The 16,476-nt window shown below is 71.8% G+C and carries 18 protein-coding genes; 11 read left to right on the forward strand and 7 right to left on the reverse strand.

What is annotated here, in order from left to right; genetic code table 11:
• The first annotated feature begins 7 nt into the window (after positions 1-7).
• A complete protein-coding gene (locus AB0M70_RS15020) occupies positions 8-841 on the forward strand; it encodes an AraC family transcriptional regulator (protein WP_365820220.1) in 834 nt (277 codons plus the stop codon).
• Here AB0M70_RS15020 and AB0M70_RS15025 read toward each other — a convergent pair.
• Complete coding sequence (locus AB0M70_RS15025) at positions 834-1,670, reverse strand: transglutaminase-like domain-containing protein (protein WP_365820222.1); 837 nt, start codon at positions 1,668-1,670, stop codon at positions 834-836. The genes AB0M70_RS15020 and AB0M70_RS15025 overlap by 8 nt on opposite strands.
• Positions 1,671-1,710: 40 nt before the next feature.
• Positions 1,711-2,730 (reverse strand): GNAT family N-acetyltransferase, encoded by a 1,020-nt coding sequence (locus tag AB0M70_RS15030; protein ID WP_365820224.1) that lies wholly within the window; start codon positions 2,728-2,730, stop codon positions 1,711-1,713.
• Between the two features lie 143 nt (positions 2,731-2,873).
• Between AB0M70_RS15030 and fdxA the strand changes: the two genes are divergently transcribed.
• Complete coding sequence (fdxA, locus tag AB0M70_RS15035) at positions 2,874-3,194, forward strand: ferredoxin (RefSeq protein WP_030573070.1); 321 nt, start codon at positions 2,874-2,876, stop codon at positions 3,192-3,194.
• Between the two features lie 106 nt (positions 3,195-3,300).
• Positions 3,301-4,404 carry a bifunctional succinyldiaminopimelate transaminase/glutamate-prephenate aminotransferase gene (locus AB0M70_RS15040; RefSeq protein WP_365820226.1) on the forward strand — a complete coding sequence of 368 codons (1,104 nt, stop codon included), beginning with the start codon at positions 3,301-3,303 and terminating at the stop codon, positions 4,402-4,404.
• 85 nt (positions 4,405-4,489) lie between these two features.
• Here AB0M70_RS15040 and AB0M70_RS15045 read toward each other — a convergent pair whose 3' ends face one another.
• Positions 4,490-4,960: an ATP-binding protein gene (locus AB0M70_RS15045; protein ID WP_365820228.1), complete on the reverse strand. Its 471-nt coding sequence runs from the start codon at positions 4,958-4,960 to the stop codon at positions 4,490-4,492.
• 303 nt (positions 4,961-5,263) lie between these two features.
• Positions 5,264-6,202 carry a heavy metal transporter gene (locus AB0M70_RS15050; protein ID WP_365820230.1) on the reverse strand — a complete coding sequence of 313 codons (939 nt, stop codon included), beginning with the start codon at positions 6,200-6,202 and terminating at the stop codon, positions 5,264-5,266.
• A 62-nt stretch (positions 6,203-6,264) separates the two neighbouring features.
• Here AB0M70_RS15050 and dapE point away from each other — a divergent pair, with 62 nt between their 5' ends.
• Both dapE and AB0M70_RS15060 read left to right on the forward strand, forming a co-directional pair.
• Positions 6,265-7,356, forward strand: a complete 1,092-nt coding sequence (gene dapE, locus AB0M70_RS15055) for a succinyl-diaminopimelate desuccinylase (RefSeq protein ID WP_365820232.1) — start codon at positions 6,265-6,267, stop codon at positions 7,354-7,356.
• An 88-nt stretch (positions 7,357-7,444) separates the two neighbouring features.
• Positions 7,445-8,200, forward strand: coding sequence for a TIGR00730 family Rossman fold protein (locus AB0M70_RS15060; RefSeq protein WP_365820234.1), 756 nt, complete (start codon positions 7,445-7,447; stop codon positions 8,198-8,200).
• Between the two features lie 54 nt (positions 8,201-8,254).
• Here the strand turns inward: AB0M70_RS15060 and folP are convergent, their stop codons facing one another.
• A complete protein-coding gene (gene folP, locus AB0M70_RS15065) occupies positions 8,255-9,115 on the reverse strand; it encodes a dihydropteroate synthase (RefSeq protein WP_365820236.1) in 861 nt (286 codons plus the stop codon).
• Positions 9,116-9,239: 124 nt separating this feature from the next.
• Between folP and AB0M70_RS15070 the strand changes: the two genes are divergently transcribed.
• Positions 9,240-9,662, forward strand: a complete 423-nt coding sequence (locus AB0M70_RS15070) for a DivIVA domain-containing protein (RefSeq protein ID WP_365820238.1) — start codon at positions 9,240-9,242, stop codon at positions 9,660-9,662.
• Positions 9,659-10,249, forward strand: coding sequence for a DNA-3-methyladenine glycosylase I (locus AB0M70_RS15075; protein WP_365820240.1), 591 nt, complete (start codon positions 9,659-9,661; stop codon positions 10,247-10,249). The genes AB0M70_RS15070 and AB0M70_RS15075 overlap by 4 nt, the downstream gene beginning before the upstream one ends.
• 6 nt (positions 10,250-10,255) lie before the next feature.
• On the opposite strand, the gene AB0M70_RS15080 is transcribed toward AB0M70_RS15075, so the two are convergent.
• A complete protein-coding gene (locus AB0M70_RS15080; RefSeq protein WP_365820242.1) occupies positions 10,256-11,056 on the reverse strand; it encodes an enoyl-CoA hydratase-related protein in 801 nt (266 codons plus the stop codon).
• A 320-nt stretch (positions 11,057-11,376) separates the two neighbouring features.
• Here AB0M70_RS15080 and AB0M70_RS15085 point away from each other — a divergent pair, with 320 nt between their 5' ends.
• Complete coding sequence (locus AB0M70_RS15085) at positions 11,377-11,544, forward strand: DUF3117 domain-containing protein (RefSeq protein WP_003966491.1); 168 nt, start codon at positions 11,377-11,379, stop codon at positions 11,542-11,544.
• A 119-nt stretch (positions 11,545-11,663) separates the two neighbouring features.
• Here AB0M70_RS15085 and AB0M70_RS15090 read toward each other — a convergent pair whose 3' ends face one another.
• Positions 11,664-12,362 (reverse strand): O-methyltransferase, encoded by a 699-nt coding sequence (locus tag AB0M70_RS15090; RefSeq protein ID WP_365820682.1) that lies wholly within the window; start codon positions 12,360-12,362, stop codon positions 11,664-11,666.
• Between the two features lie 153 nt (positions 12,363-12,515).
• Here AB0M70_RS15090 and sigE point away from each other — a divergent pair, with 153 nt between their 5' ends.
• From sigE to AB0M70_RS15105, 3 genes are all read left to right on the forward strand, one after another.
• The gene (gene sigE, locus AB0M70_RS15095; RefSeq protein WP_363209104.1) at positions 12,516-13,283 is read left to right on the forward strand and encodes an RNA polymerase sigma factor SigE; all 768 of its coding nucleotides are present in this window, start codon (positions 12,516-12,518) and stop codon (positions 13,281-13,283) included.
• Positions 13,280-14,317, forward strand: coding sequence for a zf-HC2 domain-containing protein (locus AB0M70_RS15100; RefSeq protein ID WP_365820244.1), 1,038 nt, complete (start codon positions 13,280-13,282; stop codon positions 14,315-14,317). The genes sigE and AB0M70_RS15100 overlap by 4 nt, the downstream gene beginning before the upstream one ends.
• A gap of 126 nt (positions 14,318-14,443) precedes the next feature.
• On the forward strand, positions 14,444-16,429 hold the full coding sequence (locus AB0M70_RS15105) for a trypsin-like peptidase domain-containing protein (RefSeq protein ID WP_365820246.1): 1,986 nt from the start codon (positions 14,444-14,446) through the stop codon (positions 16,427-16,429).
• The last annotated feature ends 47 nt before the right edge of the window (positions 16,430-16,476 follow it).

Here is a 16,476-nt window from a genome sequence, read left to right on the forward strand (position 1 = left end):
TCTTTGCATGGTGGTCCGGCAGGAAATATCCGCATGGCGCCCGCCGGTCGCGGGTGTCGTGGAGGTCTTCCACGCCCACTTCACGGAGCACGCGTACCCGATGCACGTCCACGACGCGTGGACCCTGCTGATCGTCGACGACGGAGCCGTCCGCTACGACCTCGACCGTCACGAGCACGGCACTCCCGGTGACACCGTCTCCCTGCTGCCGCCCCAGGTCCCGCACAACGGCTCGCCCGCCACCCCCGGCGGTTTCCGCAAACGCGTGCTCTACCTGGACATGACGCAGCTGGACGCCGGCCTCATCGGCCCCGCGGTGGACGGCCCCGACCTGGTCGACCCCGTCCTGCGCACCCGCGTGGGCCAGCTGCACACGGCCCTGGCGTGCCGGGGCGACGAACTGGAGGCCGAGAGCCGCCTGGCCCTGATCAGCGAGCGCCTGCGCGACCACCTGCGCCCCAGGGCCGCCACGGACGCTTTTGGCGACACCGGGCGAGGCGTAGCCCAGAACACCGGGCGAGGCGTCGCCCGGAACCTCCGCGAACTCCTCGACGAGCGGCTCCTCGACGGCGTGACCCTGGACGAGGCGGCACGCCTGGTCCACGCCCACCCCACGCACCTCGTGCGCGCCTTCAGCGGGGCCTACGGCATCGCGCCGCACCAGTACGTGATGTCCCGCCGCGTCGACCGCGCCCGCCGCCTCCTCCTCGCCGGTCAGCCGCCGGGAGAGGTGGCGACCGCCGCCGGTTTCTACGACCAGTCGCACCTCACCCGGCACTTCAAGCGGATGGTGGGCATCGCTCCGGGGCGCTACGCCCGCACGGCCAGAGCCCTCAGTTGAGCATCGCCCTGGCGGCCCGCGCCTGGTCCCGCACGCGGTCCGCGGTGGTCGGCTCCACCGCCGTCACCACGTCGGCGTACTCCTCCAGCTCGGCGGCGCCCGCGAGGAAGTCCCCTCGCTGCACCAGGAGTTGAGCCCGCTCGTAACGCAACCGTGCCGGGTGGGCGGGAAGCAGCAGGGAGAGCTCCACGGCCCAGAGCGCCACGTCCGAGCGCTCGGGGCGGGCCGCCGCCCAGGCGCGGATGTTGTTCAGGATGCGCAGCACGATGTTCAGCGGATCGGCGGGCGTCAGCATCGACGCGGACACCGTGCCGCCCGACGACCCGGCGACGAGCAGCTCCGCGTCCGCGCCCGTGAGCAGCCGCCCGCCGGCGAACGGGTCGGTGAGCACCTGCTCCTCGCGGGTGCCGAAGCCGACGACGAAATGACCGGGAAGCGCGACGCCGTACACGGGTGCTCCCGCCCGGCGGGCCACCTCGATCCACACCACCGAGAGCAGGATCGGAAGGCCGCGGCGGCGCCGGAGCACCTCGTGCAGCAGGGAGGACTCCAGGCGCTGGTAGTCGGCGGGCGTGCCCATGAACCCGCACCGCGAGCCGAGGAGTTCGGCGAGGGCGGCCGCCCACTCCCGGGCCCCGCCGGGGCGGTAGGGCAGCTGCCCGGCGAGCCGGTCGAGCTCGATCTGCGCCGCGTCGATGCCGTCGTCGTCGAGCCCGGGGTCCGCCTCCGCGCTCAGCAGGAGGCACAGCAGGGAAAGGTCGGGCCGCTCGGACCTGGCCTCCTCGGCGAACCGCCGCCGGGACGCGGCCGTCCTTGACTCCTCGTGCATGCGTGCCTCGTGCCTTACTTACCGAGCCGACCGGTAGGAGCTACCGAGCCGACGGGTATCGATAGTGGTGGTACGTGTGGTGCGCGGCGAAGCTAAGACCGCCGTACAGCGCCCGCGCACCTTCGTTGTCGTCCTCGACCTGCAGCCAGGCCGCCGAGGCGCCTTCGGCGAGCGCCTGCCGGGAGAGCGCGGCCATCACCGCCGTCGCCAGTCCCTGCCTGCGGTGCGCCGGATCCACCTCGACCGCCATGAATCCCGCCCAGCGTCCGTCCACGACGCACCGGCCGATCGCGGCGGGCCCCGCGTCAGGAGAGGCCCCGGGCACGGAAGCGAACCACACCGAGGGGCCGCCCGCCAGCACCTTGCGCACATGCGCCCCCGGCACCTTGAACCGCTTGTACCGGCGCAGCCACGCCTCGTCGAAGGAGCGCGCGAGGAGCACCTGCTCCGCCCCTGCTCCGGGCACGTCCGCCTCGCCGAGGGGCGCGAGAGCGCCGACGTGGATCGCGGAGCTCACCTCGCGCTCCCACCCCCGGTCCTCGAGCTCGGCGCAGAGCAGCTCCTGGGTGTCGTCGGCCCCGGTCGCGGTCTGGATGTACGCGGGCAGCTCCCGCTCCGCGTACCACTGACGTACCCGAGCGAGGGCCTCGTCCAGCGGCCGTCCCGGATCGCCGAGCGGCAGCACCGAGTTGGCCCGCCGGGTGAATCCGGCCGCCGCGCGCAGCTCCCACTCGCCGAGCGGCTCGCTCTCCACGGGGGGCCAGGCGCGCGCCGCCACCCGGGCCAGCTCACGGTAGGACGCCGCCGGGCCGCGCCTGCGGGCCGGGGCGGAGGGGACCACCTTGCCCGCCACCAGGGAACTTTCCGCGATGTGGACACGCTCGCCGTCGCGGCGTGTGATCAGTACCACACCGTCGTTCCACGATGTGAGAACACCCACCGTGTCAGTGAACTTCCCGCCCGCCTCAGGCCCTTCGTTCAGGCGGCGTACCGACACCCGTTTGCCCACGTCAGCAGGGCTGATGCGCACCTCAAGCCGTCCGCCCGCAGTGAATTCCACAGCTCTGTACGCCCCTCCTGTTCGGATCATGCCCGGGAACGGAGATACTAGAGGCGGGCATCGACGACGCCGCGCTCCCGCGCGCCAGGCGAGCGGAGCCTGAGGACGGCCCGCCAGCGCCCGTATCGAGGAGGAACGACAGCGTGACCTACGTCATCGCGCAGCCTTGTGTCGACGTCAAGGACAAGGCGTGCATCGAGGAGTGCCCGGTCGACTGCATTTACGAGGGCTCCCGGTCCTTGTACATCCACCCGGACGAATGCGTCGACTGCGGAGCCTGCGAACCGGTCTGCCCGGTCGAGGCGATCTTCTACGAGGACGACACTCCTGAAGAGTGGAAGGACTACTACAAGGCGAACGTCGAGTTCTTCGACGAGCTCGGATCGCCCGGTGGTGCCAGCAAGCTCGGCCTGATCGAGCGCGACCACGCCTTCATCGCCGCATTGCCGCCGCAGAACCAGTAACGGCAGCTTGAAGCGCCGCCCCGGTCCCGTACGGCACATGTCGCCGTGCGGGACCGAGGCATTTCCCCATACACGCAGGACGTACACGCAGTACGGGAGTCAGCACGTGTCCGTAGTCTCCGGTCTCTCCGGCCGCCTTCCCGCCTTCCCCTGGGACAAGCTCGAGCCGTACAAGGCCACGGCGGCCGCCCACCCCGGCGGCATCGTCGACCTGTCGGTGGGCACCCCGGTCGACCCGGTCCCCGAGCTGATCCAGAAAGCGCTGGTCGCGGCGGCGGACTCGCCGGGCTATCCGACGGTGTGGGGCACGCCCGAGCTGCGCGACGCGATCACCGGCTGGTGCGAGCGGCGCCTCGGCGCACGCGAGGTCACGCACCGGAACGTCCTGCCGGTCGTGGGCTCCAAGGAACTGGTGGCCTGGCTCCCGACCCAGCTGGGCCTCGGCCCGGGTGACGTCGTCGCCTACCCGCGCCTCGCCTACCCGACGTACGAGGTGGGCGCGCGTCTGGCCCGCGCAGAGTACGTCTCGTACGACGACCCGACGGACCTCGACCCGACGAACCTCAAGCTCCTGTGGCTCAACTCGCCCTCCAACCCCACCGGTCGCGTCCTGTCCAAGGACGAGCTGACCCGCACCGTGGCCTGGGCGCGCGAGCACGGGGTGCTGCTCGTGAGCGACGAGTGCTACCTGGAGCTCGGCTGGGAGGCGGAGCCGGTCTCGGTCCTGCACCCGGACGTGTGCGGTGGTTCGTTCGAGGGGATCGTCGCCGTCCACTCGCTCTCCAAGCGGTCGAACCTCGCGGGCTACCGCGCCGCGTTCATCGCCGGTGACGCGGGCGTCCTCGGCGAGTTGCTCCAGATCCGCAAGCACGGCGGCATGATGACGTCCGCTCCGACGCAGGCGGCCGTCGTCGCGGCGCTCGGCGACGACCAGCACGTCCATGAGCAGCGCGAGCGGTACGCGGCCCGGCGCACCGCCCTGCGCGACGCCCTCCTGAAGCACGGCTTCCGCATCGAGCACAGCGAGGCCAGCCTCTACCTCTGGGCGACCCGCGACGAGTCCTGCTGGGACACCGTCGGGCACCTCGCGGACCTGGGCATCCTGGTGGCACCCGGCGACTTCTACGGCCCGGCGGGCGACCGCTTCGTCCGTGTGGCGCTCACGGCGTCGGACGAGCGGGTGGCCGCGGCGGTCGAGCGGCTCGCCTGAGCCACTGACCGCTCGGTTCGGTGGGCGACGCGTGAGGAGGGCCCGGAGCCAGTGGCTCCGGGCCCTCCTCTCAGATGCGCGGCGGTCAGCCGAGCGGCAGGCTCTTGACCGGCAGCTGGTCGGTGGGCAGGCCGCCCTTGGTGACCGCGTCCGTCGGCAGGCCCTCGCCCACGGTGTCGGTCGGCAGGCCGCCCTTGGTGGCGGTGCCCGCGGTGTCGCCGACCACGTCACCGGCGCTGCCCGCGAGGTCGCCCGCGGCCTTCTGCGCGGCGGGAGTCGCGGTCTTGGCGCCCGACCCGACGACCTTGCCCGCGGTCGGCACGCCCTTCTTCACTGCCTTGCTGCCGGTCTCACCCGCGAGACCGGTGGTGTTCTGAGCTGCGCCGTCGACGGTGTTGCCCAGACCGGCGGTGTCCAGGGCGGAGACACCGCCCAGGTCGGGGGCGGCCGGAAGCTGGGCGGCGCTTGCGGAGCCGGCCGCACCGACCACGGGAGCCGCCCCCGCTGCGATGAGCAGCGCGGCGCGGGCGATCCGGCGGGTCAGGGGGAGGGACATGATGCTCCTTCAGACGGGGGAGAACGTTGGTGTGTCCGGCCGGATGGGGCCCGGCGTTCGGACGCAGTGACTACCGCTCGAAGCCCTCGAAGGTTGCGGTGGGCCAACGCAAAGAATTGGCAATGCATCGCATAATCGGCTGTGGATAAAAACGGGCAAAACGATCAGCTCACGCGAGGTTGCTGAAACGTCAATCCCCTGTGTTCGCAAGGGGTCCGGTGGATGCCGACAGGTGTGCGCGAACCTCTGGGCGGCACTTGGTCCATGAGTGATCGGCGTGACTCGATCGGGTGATCCGCCGTACTACTGCCCAAGGACGATTCGGACGTCGCCCGTGCCCGTTCCGCCGTCCGTGGGCCGCCCGTCCGCGCCCGTCGCGCCCGCCTTGCCCGGCTTGCGCCATTCCTTCCCTGAGCCCTCGGCGCTCCACTCCCGGCCGCCGTACGAGACGCGCTCGATGCCGAGCGCGGACGCCTGGGCCACCGCCCAGTGCGCGAGCTCCCAGCCCCGCTGCTCGCCGCCCCCCGCGCCCGACGCCGTGGAGCCGACCGGCACGGTGACGGTGTCGCCGCCGGCCCCGCTGCCGCCCTTTGGCGCCACCTCGCGGCCGAAGTCGCGGACCAGGGCGGCCCGTACCTTCGCCGGATCGCCCGGCTCGTCGGCCGTGCGGCCCTCGCAGGTGAGGGTGGCGGGGGCGCGGCCGGTCAGCGCGGCGGCGAGGAGCACGGCGTCCGGCTCGTGCTTCGCGTACGCCTGGGGGTAGCCGCTGCGCTGTACGCGCTGCGCGGCGACGGTCAGGGGGAGCCGTGAATAGCCCGGGACGTCCTTGAGGTGGTCGTAGAAACGCGCCGCCGAGTAAGCGGGGTCCATGATCTGTTGCTCGTTGCCCCAGCCCTGTGAGGGCCGCTGCTGGAAGAGACCGAGCGAGTCCCGGTCGCCATGGCTGATGTTGCGCAGGCCCGACTCCTGCAGGGCCGTCGCCAGGGCGATGGTGACCGCCCGCTCCGGCATGCCGCGGGAGGTGCCCACGGCGGCGACCGTCGCCGCGTTCTCCGCCTGCTCGGCGCCGAACTCGTACGACGCGCCGTCGCCGTTGCCCGAGACGACCTGGCAGCGTGGCGCGGCCTTGCCCCCGAAGACGTACTGGACGACCACATAGCCCACGAGCGCGAGCAGGACCGCGACCGCGGCCCCGATACGGAGGAGGCGGCCGCGCCGGACGAGGGTGGGGGGCTCAGGCACGCGACCAAGGTACTGGAGGCCACCGACAGGGCGGCGCGCCGAGGGGCGTTAGGGTCGAAAGCATGGCTCAGACCTCACACGACGCGTCGCTCGACCTCACGCTCGACGCTGCCGCGCTCACCGCCCAGCTGGTCGACTTCCCCTCGCCGAGCGGCCAGGAGAAGGCCCTCGCGGACGCGATCGAGACGGCCCTGCGCGGCCTGCCGCACCTCACGGTCGACCGGCACGGCAACAACGTGGTGGCGCGCACGAACCTGGGCCGGGCCGAGCGCGTGATCCTCGCCGGGCACATCGACACGGTCCCGATCGCGGACAACGTGCCCTCGCGCCTGGACGAGGACGGCATCCTGTGGGGCTGCGGCACCTGCGACATGAAGTCGGGCGTCGCCGTCCAGCTGCGCATCGCGCAGACCGTGACCGAGCCGAACCGCGACCTCACCTTCGTCTTCTACGACAACGAAGAGGTCGCCGCCCACCTGAACGGCCTCGGCCACGTCGCCGAGGCCCACCCCGACTGGCTCGCGGGCGACTTCGCGGTCCTCCTGGAGCCGACGGACAACCAGGTCGAGGGCGGCTGCCAGGGCACCCTGCGGGTCTTCCTGAAGACGAAGGGCACGCGCGCGCACTCCGCGCGCGCGTGGATGGGCTCGAACGCCATCCACAAGGCCGCGCCGATCCTCGCGAAGCTCGCCGCCTACGAGCCGCGCAAGCCGGTCGTCGACTGCCTTCAGTACCACGAGGGCCTCAACGCCGTACGCGTCGAAGGCGGCGTCGCGACCAACGTCATCCCCGACGAGTGCACCGTCGTCGTCAACTTCCGCTACGCGCCGGACCGCTCCGAGGACGAGGCGCTCGCCTTCGTGCGCGACTACTTCGCCGACTGCGAGATCGACGAGTTCGTCGTCGACGACCACACGGGCGCCGCGCGCCCCGGCCTCGACCACCCGGCCGCCGCGGCCTTCATGGCGGCGGTCGGCGGCACGGCCCAGCCCAAGTTCGGCTGGACGGACGTCTCCCGCTTCAGCGCGCTCGGCGTGCCCGCCGTGAACTACAGCCCGGGTAACCCGCTGCTCGCCCACAAGATCGACGAGAGGGTCGATGCCTCTCTCATCCCGGAGGCGGAGAAGCGGCTCAGCGCCTGGTTGACATCCTGAGTTCTGTTGAGGATGCGACGCCTGTAACGCCCGTAGACCTACGCTGAAGTGGCACGTCGAGCAAGAGTGTCAGCGGAAGGGGATGTTCATGGGTAGTCCAGAAGGGCAGGGCCCGCGGGACGAGCAGCACTTGGGGCCCGTGGTGCGGCGGCGTGAGCAGATCACCCCGGGCACCACCGACCAGCGTCTCCTCGACACCGACGCCGAGGGCCAGTCGGAGTGGGTGCACACCGACCCCTGGCGGGTCATGCGCATCCAGTCGGAGTTCGTCGAGGGCTTCGGCGCGCTCGCCGAACTCCCCAGCGCCATCAGCGTCTTCGGCTCGGCGCGCACGCCGGTCGGATCTCTGGAGTACGAGGCGGGTGTCCGCATCGGCAAGGCGCTCGTCGACGCGGGCTTCGCCGTGATCACCGGGGGCGGCCCCGGCGCCATGGAGGCCGCCAACAGGGGCGCGCGGGAGGCCAAGGGCGTCTCCGTCGGCCTCGGCATCGAGCTGCCCTTCGAACAGGGCCTCAACGAACACGTCGACATCGGCGTGAACTTCCGCTACTTCTTCGTGCGGAAGACCATGTTCGTGAAGTACGCCCAGGGCTTCGTGGTCCTGCCCGGCGGCCTCGGCACCCTGGACGAGCTCTTCGAGGCCCTCACCCTCGTCCAGACCCGCAAGGTGACCCGCTTCCCGATCGTCCTCTTCGGCTCGCAGTACTGGGGCGGACTCGTCGACTGGCTGCGCGACACCGTGGTGGCGGGCGGCAAGGCCTCCGAGCACGACCTGCACCTCTTCCACGTCACGGACGACGTGGACGAGGCGGTCGCCCTGGTCACCAAGGAAGTCGGCCGCTAAGGCCCTTCTGCCGGGCGGGCCCACACCTGGCCCGCCCGGTGGCCGTGCGCCTCGCTACGCCAGTCCCCGGCGGGCCACGGCCGGGTCCCGGTGCCCGGCGATGGTGGCGACCATGTCAAGGACCTGCCGCGTCTCGGCGACCTCGTGCACCCGGTACACCTGCGCCCCCAGCCAGGCCGACACCGCGGTCGTGGCCAGCGTCCCGAGCACCCGCTCCTTGACCGGCTTGTCGAGCGTCTCGCCCACGAAGTCCTTGTTGGACAGGGACACCAGGACGGGCCACCCGGTGTCGACCATCTCCCCGAGCCGCCGCGTCGCCTCCAGCGAATGCCGCGTGTTCTTCCCGAAGTCGTGCCCGGGATCGATCATCACGGACTCACGCGGCACCCCCAGCGCGACCGCGCGCTCGGCGAGGCCCAGGGTGACCGAGAGGATGTCGGCCATGACGTCGTCGTACGCAAGGCGGTGCGGGCGGGTACGCGGCTCGGCGCCGCCCGCGTGCGTGCACACCAGGCCCACGCCGTACCGCGCGGCCACCTCCGCGAGCCGGGGGTCGACCCCGCCCCACGCGTCGTTCAGGAGGTCCGCGCCCGCCTCGCAGACGGCCTCGCCGACCTCGTGCCTCCACGTGTCGACGCTGATGACGACATCGGGGAACCGCTTGCGCACGTCGGCGACGAAACCGACCGTACGGCGCGCCTCCTCCTCGGCCGTCACCTCCTCGCCCGGACCGGCCTTGACCCCGCCGATGTCGATGATGGCGGCGCCCTCCGACACCGCCTGCTCCACGCGGGCGAGCGCGGGCTCGTCACGGAACGTGGCGCCCTGGTCGTAGAAGGAGTCAGGGGTCCGGTTCACGATCGCCATGATCACCGGCTCGTGCGCGTCGAATTCACGCCTGCCAAGCCTGAGCATCCCCGGTGAGCCTCCTTCGTCGGTGCCGTGGTCCGGCCGCCTGCGACCTTAACTGTCACAGGGGCATGGCACGATCAGAGCCTGACAGTTTCAGCACGGCAGTCGAGCGTGGGGGCCTGAAGAGATGGTCTTGTTCTTGTTCCTGGTCATCGCCCTCGTCGTGGTGGTCGGCGCGGTGACCCTGGCCGTGCTGGGCGGCGGGGAGCGCGCCGTGCTGCCCGACGTGCCGGCCGAGCGGTTCACCGACCCGCTGCCGCCGGACCGTGCCCTGCGCCGCGCGGACGTGGAGGCGCTGCGCTTCCCGCTGACCGTGCGGGGCTACCGGATGGCGGACGTGGACGACGCGCTCGGCCGTGTCGCCGCCGAACTCGCCGAGCGCGACGCCCACATCGCGGAGCTGGAGGCGGCCCTCGCGGGCGCCCAGGCCACCGCGGTCGGCGGCCCCGGCCTCCTCAAGACGCACGCCCCGGCGATGCCGGAGGACCAGACGGGCCCGAAGGCACCGAATCTGTTGAAGGACGCGGCCGAAGAGGAGGACGGACGATGAGCGGCGATGCTGTGGCGGGCCCGGACGGCAGACTCCGCTGCCCCTGGGGCCTGTCGACCGAGGACTACGTGGCGTACCACGACGAGGAGTGGGGCCGCCCGGTCCGCGGGGACGACGCGCTGTACGAGCGGCTCTGCCTGGAGGCCTTCCAGTCGGGCCTCTCCTGGATCACGATCCTGCGCCGCCGCGAGGGCTTCCGCGCCGCCTTCGCGAACTTCGAGATCGCCGAGGTCGCGCGGTTCACGGACGCCGACCGGGAGCGGCTCCTCGCCGACCCCGGCATCATCCGCAACCGCGCCAAGGTCGACGCGACCCTCGCCAACGCGCGCGTGCTCGCCGACTGGTCCGAGGGAGAGCTCGACGAGCTCATCTGGTCGCACGCGCCGGACCCGGCATCCCGCAAGGCGCCGGGCGCGCTGGCCGACGTACCGGCGATCACGCCCGAGTCCACGGCCCTGTCCAAGGCCCTGAAGAAGCGCGGCATCCGATTCGTCGGCCCCACCACGGCGTACGCCCTGATGCAGGCCTGCGGCCTGGTGAACGACCACCTGGAGGACTGCGTGATCCGCGTCCCCGAGGGCGGCTAGCGCGGCCTAGCGGCCCAGGTACTTGGGCTTCGCCTTGTCCAGGAACGCCTGGACGGCGATCGCGTGGTCCTCGGACGCGCCCGCCTTGGCCTGGAGCTCGTCCTCCTTCTCCAGGGCCTCCTCCAGGGTGTGGCCCGCCGCGTAGGCGAGCGACTCCTTGAGGGCCCCGTAGGCGAGGGTGGGGCCCTCGGCCAGGGTGCGGGCCAGCTTCTCCGCCTCGGCCGCCAACTCGGCCTCGGGGACGACCCTGTTGGCGATGCCCAGGTCGTACGCCTCCTGCGCGCCGATGTTGCGCGGGAACAGCAGCAGGTCGCTCGCGCGGCCGGGACCGATCACGCGCTGCAGCGTCCAGGAGACGCCCGAGTCGGCGGTCAGCGCGACCCCGGCGAAAGACGTGTTGAAACGCGCGGTGTCCGCGACGATCCGGTAGTCGGCGGCGAGGGCGAAGCCGAGGCCGGCGCCCGCCGCGACGCCGTTGACCCCGGCGACGACCGGCTTGGCCATCCCGGTCAGCGCGCGCAGGACGGGGTTGTAGTGCTCCCGCACCGTGCTCATCGTCTGTCCGGTGCCCGCGGCGCGGTCCGCCATGAGGGAACCGACGTGTTCTTTCAGGTCCTGCCCCACACAGAAGGCGCGCCCGGTCGCGGTGAGCAGCACGGCACGGACCGCGGGGTCCGACCCGGCCGACTCCACCGCCTCCCGCAGGGCGACCTTGGCCTCGACGTTCATCGCGTTCATCGCCTCGGGGCGGTTGAGCGTGATGGTCGCGAGCCCGTCGCTCACCTCGTAGAGCACGGTGTCGGCCATGGTGAATCCCCTCCAGTGGTCCTGCGCCGGTCATCTTTGTCCGAGCCCAGCATGACGGAGATCATCGGGCTCCGACATGAGGGGAGATATGTGACCTGCGTCAAAGAATTCCTGGCCATGGAGGCGTAAGGGGCGGCGAAGTATCGCAGCCACATCGCCGAATTGAGTGGTTTTGCGGGCGCGCGTTGCGCAAGCGATGCAGACCGATGTTGGTCATCGGGTCCTGCCATGCGGGATAATGGCCTGGAAGCAATGTGTTCGATGCCGGTGACACCTGGGTTGTCGGCTGCGATGAGCTGGTTTCAGGAAGGGGAACGAGCATGGCGGCCATGAAGCCGCGAACGGGCGACGGCCCGCTCGAGGTGACCAAGGAGGGGCGGGGCATCGTCATGCGCGTTCCGCTCGAAGGCGGCGGGCGACTTGTCGTCGAACTGACTCCGGACGAGGCCGATGCACTCGGCGACGCCCTGAAGAAGGTCGTCGGCTGACGCGGAAGCGCCCACACTTTTCACTGCCCCGGCATCGTCAAGACATGCCGGGGCAGTGCTATGTCCGGGGTGAGAGCTCCGGGGTGAGAGCGCCCCGAAGGGGCGCGGGGGCGTGGGGGCTAGCGCTTGACGGCGCAAAGCAAACCGTCGCCCACCGGGAGCAGCGCCGGCATCAGGTCCTGGCTCTCGCGCACGGTGCGCAGGAGCTCGCGGATGCGCAGCACCTCGACGGGCTGCGGGCCGGAGTCCACCGTCCGGCCGTCGGAGAAGGCACCCTCGAAGCAGACGAGCCCGCCGGGGCGCAGCAGGCGCAACGATTCAGCGAGGTAGTCCAGGTACTCCGTGCGGTCGCCGTCACAGAACACGAGGTCGTAGCCGCCGTCCGCCAGGCGCGGGAGTACGTCGAGTGCGCGGCCGGGGATGAAACGCGCGCGGTTGCCGGCGAACCCGGCGGCGCGGAAGGCCTCCCGGGCGAACTGCTGGCGCTCGGGCTCGGGGTCGACGGTGGTCAGCACGCCGTCGGGCCGCATCCCGTGCAGCAGGTGGAGCCCGGACACGCCCGTGCCCGTGCCGATCTCGGCGACGGCCTTGGCGTCCGCCGTGGCGGCCAGCAGGCGCAGCGCGGCGCCGGTACCCGGAGACACCGAGGGCAGGCCCGCGTCCTGGGCCCGGTCACGGGCCCAGCGTGTGGCCTCGTCCTCGGCGACAAAGGCGTCGGCGAACGCCCAGCTCGTCTGCCGGTTGCCGGTAATGGCCCTCTCCTGTCCCCGTGGGTGCCTGGCCGTGACTGTATCCGTTGGGGGTGGGAACCCGCAGATGGGACCGGGCGTTTAGTAGGGGTAGGCGGACGCCGGGGGTAACGAATGGATCAAGACTGGCTGCGGGCCCTGCGACCAGGCAGGACACCTGGCAGGAAGCCCGTACCAAATTCCAGTAAAAACGCTTATCCGGAGCTAACGGGCGAGGTGGTTATGGTAGGGGCTCCACTGGACACCACCAGAGCCGACAGGGGAGGTGCGGCTGCGTCCGCGGATCGGGGAGGAGCGCTGAGGCGCTTTCTCGGGTTGGCGGGTGAGCCGAAATCCGTGACCGACACCGCTGACCGATTCCACACCGCCAACTCCGCTCAGACCGCGACCTTTGCCGCTGATGCGGAATCGCAGGCGTGGACTCCGCCCACCTGGGAGGAGATCGTCAGCACGCACAGCGGACGCGTCTATCGCCTCGCATACCGCCTGACCGGCAATCAGCACGACGCCGAGGACCTCACGCAAGAGGTCTTCGTCCGTGTCTTCCGGTCCCTGTCGACCTACACGCCCGGCACGTTCGAGGGCTGGCTGCACCGCATCACCACGAACCTCTTCCTGGACATGGTGCGCCGCAAGCAGCGCATCCGTTTCGACGCCCTCGGGGACGACGCGGCCGAGCGCCTCCCGAGCCGTGAGCCGTCGCCGCAGCAGGTCTTCAACGACACGCACTTCGACGCGGACGTCCAGCAGGCCCTCGACACCCTCGCACCCGAGTTCCGTGCGGCAGTAGTCCTGTGCGACATCGAAGGTCTCTCGTACGAGGAGATCGCCGCGACGCTCGGCGTCAAGCTGGGCACGGTCCGCAGCCGTATCCACCGTGGCCGTTCGCAGCTGCGCAAGGCCCTTCAGCACCGGTCGCCCGAAGCCCGCGCCGAGCGCCGCTCGCTCGCAGGAGCCGTGGCGCTGGGAGGAGGGGGCGCGACCGCGTGAGTGGATCACGGTCGAATCCTGCCGAGCGGCATCTGGCCGAGCAGCATCTGGGGGACCGACTCGCCGCCCTGGTGGACGGTGAGTTGGGCCATGACGCGCGTGAGCGGGTTCTCGCTCATCTCGCGACCTGTCCGAAGTGCAAGACCGAGGCCGACGCGCAGCGCCGGCTCAAGAGTGTCTTCGCCGAGGCGGCGCCGCCGCCTCCCTCCGAGAGTTTCCTCGCCCGGCTGCAAGGCCTTCCCGGCGGTGGCAGCGAGCCTCCTTCGGGCCCCAGGGCCCCGGGAAGCGGCGGCTTCGCCACCGCGGACAGCGAGTCAGGGCTGCCGCCGAGCGGCGTCTTCGGCGTGCGGACCGAGACCTTCGGCTATGCGCCGTCGGGCAGCCATGCCGCGGTGCTGCCGGGTTCGGGGCGCGGTTTCCGCATCCATGACGTCGACCGCCGTGACGTCGGCCGTGATGTCGGTCGTGCCGAGGCCGAGCGGTCGCTGTGGCGCGGGCGGCGGTTCGCCTTCGCCGCCGCGGGTGCGGTGTCGCTGGCCGCGATAGCCCTTGGCGGTGTCACGACGGGCATTCCCGCCGACCCGGGTGACCCGCGCGCGGGCTCCGGCACGAGCAACAGCTCGAACAGCAACACCTCGGGCAACGCCAAGAGCAACGCGTCGCCGATGCGTTCGCCGGGCTCGGGGGTCACCGCGGCCCCCGATTCGGTGCGCCGCCGTGGCAGCGGGCCGCTGTCGGTGCAGGGCCAGCGTCCCGGGGTCCTCGCGGCGCCGGTCGCGCCCACGCAGGCGACCGGGCCGCTGCTGCCCGGAGTGCCCGCGCGAGGTCCTCGTGTCCAGCAGCCCGAGCCGGTGTACGCGGGGCAGCAGGTCGCGGCGCCGATGCTGACCGGTGCGGCGATCATGTCCCCGCTGATCCGTCCGGTCCCTCCCGTCGTACAGGACAGCGGGTCCTCCACCGGCAGCGTGCCGACGGTGGGCGCGGCGTCCTCGCCCGTCGAGGGCACGCTGCAGGGCACTTCGCAGATACGCTGACGTGCTCTGCGCTTCGGCGCGGGAACCTGGTTGAATCCTCGGTGGGCCGTGCCTGCCCGAGGTTGGTGGCGGGCGCGGAGATGAGCACGTCATCGGCGTCCGCCGTAGGCCAGGTGTGGGGAGAGCATGGACGAGGGCAAGCCCACGAAGGCGAAATGGTGGAGCCGCCCCAGGTCGGCCTCCGCGGCTGACGGCGGGGGCCAGGGCGGCCCCGACGCGGGAACAGCCGCCACCGGCCGAGCGGAGGACGCCTCAGGCGACTTCACCCTGGCCGCGGCAACACCACCCGCCCCGACCACCTCAGCCCCCGGCACCGCGCCCCCGGCCGCCATGACCTCCGGCGCGCCGGCGGGCACCGCTCCGGGTGACCCGGCTGCGGGCTACTCGGCCGACGCTGCAGGCCCGCTGCCCGATGCCGCCGGGGCTGCGCCTACGGAACCCGGCTCCGAGACTCAGGCTGCCCCGGGGGTTCCCGCCCAGGCTTCCGGTGCGTCGGCAAGCACCGCTCCGGGTGACCCGGCTGCGGGCTACCCCGCCGACGCTGCGGGCACCCCGTCCGACGCCGCCCCAACTCCGCCTGCCGAGCCCAGCTCCGGCACCGCGACTCCGCCCGACTCGGCCACCGCCCCCGGCAGCTCCGCCGAGCGCCCCCGTCCGCTGCACGACCCCGATCCGTACAGCACCCCGCCCTACGGTGAGCCCGGCCCCTGGGCCCCCGCCCCGCCCGTACAGCACCCCGCGGCGACCCCGGCGCACGGCACGCAGCTCCCGGCGGCGCAGCACGGCGGGACTCCGCCCCACGGCACCCCGGGCCCGGCTCCGACCCCCGCCCACGGAATCACCCCGCAGCCCCAGCCTCACCAGGCCCCGCAGCAGTCCCAGCCCCACTCAGCCCCCCAACAGCCCCAACCCGTCGCCGCCCCGCCCCGGCAGCCCTACGACCCCTGGAATGCGCCCCTTCAGCAGAGTGGGGCCGTTCCTGTTGATGCGGGGAAGCAGAAGAAGCGGGGGCGGCGGGCCGTTCTGGTCGGGATTGCCGTCATCGCTCTTGTGGCCGGTGGGATCGGCGGGGCCGTCGGGGCCTATGTCGAGCGGAACGCGGGGGTCTCGGACATCGAGTTGCCGCAGGCGGACGCGCAGGACAAGGCCCGGGCCAAGGACAGCGTCGCCGGGATCGCGGCGAGCTCGCTGCCCGGCGTCGTGACGCTGCACGTCAGCGGCGACGAGGCGCAAGGCACCGGCACCGGCTTCGTGCTGGACGGCAAGGGCCACATCCTCACCAACAACCACGTCGTCGAACCCGCCGGGACGGGCGGCGAGATATCGGTGACGTTCAGCGGCGGAGAGATCGCCAAGGCAGAGGTCATCGGCCGCGACGCCGGTTACGACCTCGCCGTGGTCAAGGTCTCCGGCGTACGCGGACTCAAGCCCCTGCCCCTCGGCAACTCCGAGAACGTGCAGGTGGGCGACCCCGTGGTGGCCATAGGAGCCCCCTTCGACCTGGCCAACACCGTCACCTCCGGCATCATCAGCGCCAAGGAGCGCCCCATCACCGCCGGCGGCGAGAAGGGCGACGGCAGCGACGTCAGCTACGTCGACGCGCTCCAGACCGACGCACCCATCAACCCCGGAAACTCCGGCGGCCCGCTGGTCGACTCCCAGGCCCGCGTCATCGGTATCAACAGCGCCATCCGCTCCGCCGACGACAGCTCGGCCCCCGGCGGCGGCCAGGCGGGATCCATCGGCCTCGGCTTCGCCATCCCCATCAACCAGGGCAAGCGCGTCGCCGAGGAGCTGATCAACACCGGCAAGGCCACGCACCCTGTGATCGGTGTCACGCTCGACATGGAGTACACGGGTGACGGCGCCCGCGTCGGCGAGAAGGGCAAGGACGGCGGCCCCGCCGTGAACAAGGGTGGTCCGGGCGACCGCGCCGGGATCGAGCCCGGCGACGTCATCACCGAAGTGGACGGCCGGCGCATCCACTCCGGCGACGAACTCATCGTCAAGATCCGGGCCCACCGTCCCAAGGACCGCCTCGAACTGACCGTCAAGCGCGCGGGAAAGGACCGGAAAGTGACGCTGGTGCTCGGCGCCTCGGACGGGAACTGATCCACGTCTGTCGCCCAGCGGCTACCGGACGGACAGGAACGCCAGGT

Origin of the sequence: Streptomyces sp. NPDC051214 (assembly GCF_040682375.1) — a bacterium.
GTDB lineage: Bacteria > Actinomycetota > Actinomycetes > Streptomycetales > Streptomycetaceae > Streptomyces.

Excerpts from the sequence above, each read along its gene's own strand:
- AB0M70_RS15020 (WP_365820220.1), top strand. The coding sequence starts at position 8 with ATGGTGGTCCGGCAGGAAATATCCGCATGGCGCCCGCCGGTCGCGGGT.
- AB0M70_RS15025 (WP_365820222.1), bottom strand. The coding sequence starts at position 1,670 with ATGCACGAGGAGTCAAGGACGGCCGCGTCCCGGCGGCGGTTCGCCGAG.
- AB0M70_RS15045 (WP_365820228.1), bottom strand. The coding sequence starts at position 4,960 with ATGTCCCTCCCCCTGACCCGCCGGATCGCCCGCGCCGCGCTGCTCATC.
- dapE (WP_365820232.1), top strand. The coding sequence starts at position 6,265 with ATGGCTCAGACCTCACACGACGCGTCGCTCGACCTCACGCTCGACGCT.
- AB0M70_RS15060 (WP_365820234.1), top strand. The coding sequence starts at position 7,445 with ATGGGTAGTCCAGAAGGGCAGGGCCCGCGGGACGAGCAGCACTTGGGG.
- folP (WP_365820236.1), bottom strand. The coding sequence starts at position 9,115 with ATGCTCAGGCTTGGCAGGCGTGAATTCGACGCGCACGAGCCGGTGATC.
- AB0M70_RS15070 (WP_365820238.1), top strand. The coding sequence starts at position 9,240 with ATGGTCTTGTTCTTGTTCCTGGTCATCGCCCTCGTCGTGGTGGTCGGC.
- AB0M70_RS15075 (WP_365820240.1), top strand. The coding sequence starts at position 9,659 with ATGAGCGGCGATGCTGTGGCGGGCCCGGACGGCAGACTCCGCTGCCCC.
- AB0M70_RS15080 (WP_365820242.1), bottom strand. The coding sequence starts at position 11,056 with ATGGCCGACACCGTGCTCTACGAGGTGAGCGACGGGCTCGCGACCATC.
- AB0M70_RS15085 (WP_003966491.1), top strand. The coding sequence starts at position 11,377 with ATGGCGGCCATGAAGCCGCGAACGGGCGACGGCCCGCTCGAGGTGACC.
- sigE (WP_363209104.1), top strand. The coding sequence starts at position 12,516 with ATGGTAGGGGCTCCACTGGACACCACCAGAGCCGACAGGGGAGGTGCG.
- AB0M70_RS15105 (WP_365820246.1), top strand. The coding sequence starts at position 14,444 with ATGGACGAGGGCAAGCCCACGAAGGCGAAATGGTGGAGCCGCCCCAGG.